The sequence below is a fragment of the Polaromonas aquatica genome, from assembly GCF_042659145.1.
GTDB classification, from domain to species: domain Bacteria; phylum Pseudomonadota; class Gammaproteobacteria; order Burkholderiales; family Burkholderiaceae_C; genus Polaromonas; species Polaromonas aquatica.
This window is the reverse complement of sequence record NZ_JBHSRS010000053.1, coordinates 1-2,902: the sequence shown is the minus strand read 5'-3', so window position 1 is coordinate 2,902 and position 2,902 is coordinate 1. Positions and strand designations below refer to the sequence as shown.

The 2,902-nt window shown below is 62.2% G+C and carries 3 protein-coding genes; all 3 read right to left on the bottom strand.

Going from position 1 to position 2,902, the window contains the following annotated elements; all coding sequences use genetic code 11:
- A partial coding sequence (locus ACFQND_RS12370) for a copper resistance protein B (RefSeq protein WP_377413657.1) occupies positions 1 to 689 on the bottom strand: 689 nt, incomplete at its 3' end.
- An 11-nt stretch (positions 690 to 700) separates the two neighbouring features.
- Positions 701 to 2,569: a copper resistance system multicopper oxidase gene (locus ACFQND_RS12365; protein ID WP_133611415.1), complete on the bottom strand. Its 1,869-nt coding sequence runs from the start codon at positions 2,567 to 2,569 to the stop codon at positions 701 to 703.
- 78 nt (positions 2,570 to 2,647) lie between these two features.
- Positions 2,648 to 2,896 carry a copper-binding protein gene (locus ACFQND_RS12360; protein WP_377413659.1) on the bottom strand — a complete coding sequence of 83 codons (249 nt, stop codon included), beginning with the start codon at positions 2,894 to 2,896 and terminating at the stop codon, positions 2,648 to 2,650.
- Between the last annotated feature and the right edge of the window lie 6 nt (positions 2,897 to 2,902).

Here is a 2,902-nt window from a genome sequence, read left to right as displayed (position 1 = left end):
CGCAAGCCGGCGCGAACCGTGGTGGCTGGTCTCTGCCCGCCCGATTGCGCGCGCGGATAGAAGGTTCGTGAAACATCGACATAGGGTGCAACCCGGCGGTTGAATTCGTACCGCGCCTGAAGGCCGACATCGGTCTGGTAGGGCCCCCGGCGCACGGTGGGGTCGAGGTTGGAGGCCGACCACTCGACGTTGATGTAGGGACGCGCGATGAAGCGGTTGGTGAGCAGGAAGTCGTTTTCAAAGCGGGTGCGCGCAGACACCTTGCCGTCGTTGCGGACAAACAGTTTCAGGTCAACGTCAAAGGCGTAGGGCGCAAGGCCGCGCACGCCCACGGCGAGGTAGTCGCGCTGCCCGGGTCGCTCGTCATGGCGCAGGCCCACCTGCGCATCCCAAAACGGGGCGATGTAGCGGCCGTAGAGCAGTTGCAGCTCCGAAGCTTCGGTTCGTCCACCTGTGCGTTCTCCGTCGAACTGGTACCACAGGCGGTTGAAGTCGCCGCCGACCCAGCCATCGACGGCTAGCGACTGGCTTGAGCCCGCCTGGCCGCGTACCTTGCCGGTTCCGGCTTCGACCCTGGTGTAGGAATAAATCGATTCGTCCTCCACGGCCTGCGCCGACAGGGCGGACAAGCCGAGGACGGCGGCGGCGAGCCAGCGCACCGATGCTATACGGTTGAGATTGTTGTTCATTGTGGTTAGGTTCAAGCTACTTCGACAAGGCGAAACATGCCAGTCGCTGCGTGGTAAAAAAGATGGCAGTGGAAGGCCCAGGTGCCTTCGTCCTCGTAGGTGACATCGAGCTCCACCGTTTGCGCCGGCGGCACGATGATGGTGTGCTTGCGCGGACCAAAGGCGCCGTTGCCATTGACCAGTTCCATGAACACACCGTGCAGGTGCATCGGGTGCTCCATCATGGTTTCGTTGACCATCTTGATGCGCACACGCTCGCCCAGGCCCATCTTGAAGGGCTTGGCATCGGAAAGTTTTTTGCCGTTGATCGACCAGAAATAGCGCGTCATGTCGCCGGTCAGCCGGACCAACAGCTCCCTTTCCGGTGCCCGGTTGTCGGCGTTGCGGGTGGCAGCACGCAGCAGCGTGTATTTCAGCCGGCGCAGGCCGTCCGCATCGACGGGCGCAACGATCAGGGCGGAGCCCGACGCGTCGGCCATTCCAGGCATACCTGCCATGGAGTCCGCCGGCTTGCCGGGCGCTGCCATGCCAGGCATGTCAGCCATGGCCTTGTCGGCAGGCTTCAAAGGCATGGCCATCGACCCGCCTGTCGCCTTGGCGGCTGGCTTGCCCATGTCCATACCTGCCATGCCAGCCATTCCAGCCATTCCAGCCATACCTGTCATGGCTGTGCTCGCAGCGGGCTTGGCCTCCATGCCGGGCATGCCTGCCATGCCTGAAGCATCCGCTGCGCCCGATGTATCGGCTGCGCCACTCATGTCCATGCCGGCCATGCCCATATCGTCCATCGTACGCACGGGCTTCGGACCCATGTCGGGCACCGGGGCGCTCATGCCCAGCTCGGGAGCCAGCGTTCCGAGTGCGTAGCCGATGCGTGCGATGGTCGGCACAAAAATGCTGTAGGCCTTGGCTTCCCTGGGCTGCACGATCACGTCGTAGGTTTCACCGTTGCCGATACGGAATTCATCGACTTCGACAGGGCTGACGTTCTGGCCGTCGGCCTGCACCACCGTCATGGGCAGTCCTGGAATCCGGACATCGAACATGTTCATCGGCGAGGCGTTGATGAAACGCAAGCGCACACGTTCGCCGGGCTTGAACAGCGCGGTCCAGTTTTCGGCGGGTTTTTTACCCGCCATCAGGAAAGTCCACTCGTCGCCGCCATCGCTGAAGTCGGTCGGGTCCATGCGCATCTTGGCCCATTCCATGCGTTCATTCCAGATGGCTTCGCGCGCCTTCTTGTCGGGCGCATTGCGCAGCTGGGCGAGAAACTGGGGCGTCGTGATGCGCCGGTAGTTGTAGTAACCATCCACCTTCTTGAGGTTCGCCAGCACTTGCGGCGGCGGCGTGTCGTTCCAGTCCGACAGCATCACGAGGTATTCGCGGTCGTACTTGAACGGGTCGGGCTTGATCGGGTCAATGATGATCGGGGCGAAATACCCGGCCGCTTCCTGTAGAGCCGCATGGCTGTGGTACCAGTAGGTTCCCGACTGGCGCAGCTTGAAGCGGTAGGTAAACGTTTCGCCGGGCTGAATCCCCGGAAAGGTGACGCCCGGCACGCCATCCTGGCTGTTGGGAACCAGCAGTCCATGCCAGTGAATGCCGGTGATTTCGCGGAGCTGATTCGTCACGCGGATGACGACCTCGTCGCCTTCCCTGAATCGCAGCACCGGCCCCGGCATGGTGCCGTTGATGGTGATGCCCATGGCAGGCTTGCCGGTGATGTTGAGCGCCGTTTCAGCGACTGTCAGGTCGTAGGCGCGGTTGACCGGCACGGCGCCGATCTCGACGGCTCGCAGCTGGGCCCAGGCGGCTGGAAGCGCACCGAGGGCGCCCAGGCCAAGCAGCGACTGGAGCGATCTGCGTTTCAGTTCATCCATGGTGATCTCATTGTTCTTGTTAAAAGGTGACGAAATAGTGGCTGTGCCGGCCACGCCGGCGTTCTTCAGGCGCTCCGCTTATTGGGCCAGTTCCACGCTGGTCACGACGATCGCGCCATCCGATTTTTCGGCCTTGAACCTGACCTTGCTGCCGACCTGAACCTTGTCCAGCATGGCGGCATCCTTGACCTTGAAGACCATGGTCATGCCGGGCATGTCGAGGTTTTTGATGTCGCCATGCTTCAGGGTGATTTTCTGGTTTTCCTTGTCGATCTTGCGAACCTCACCTTCTGTCGCGGTAGCTGTTGCCGACGTGCCCATGGCCATGCCCGG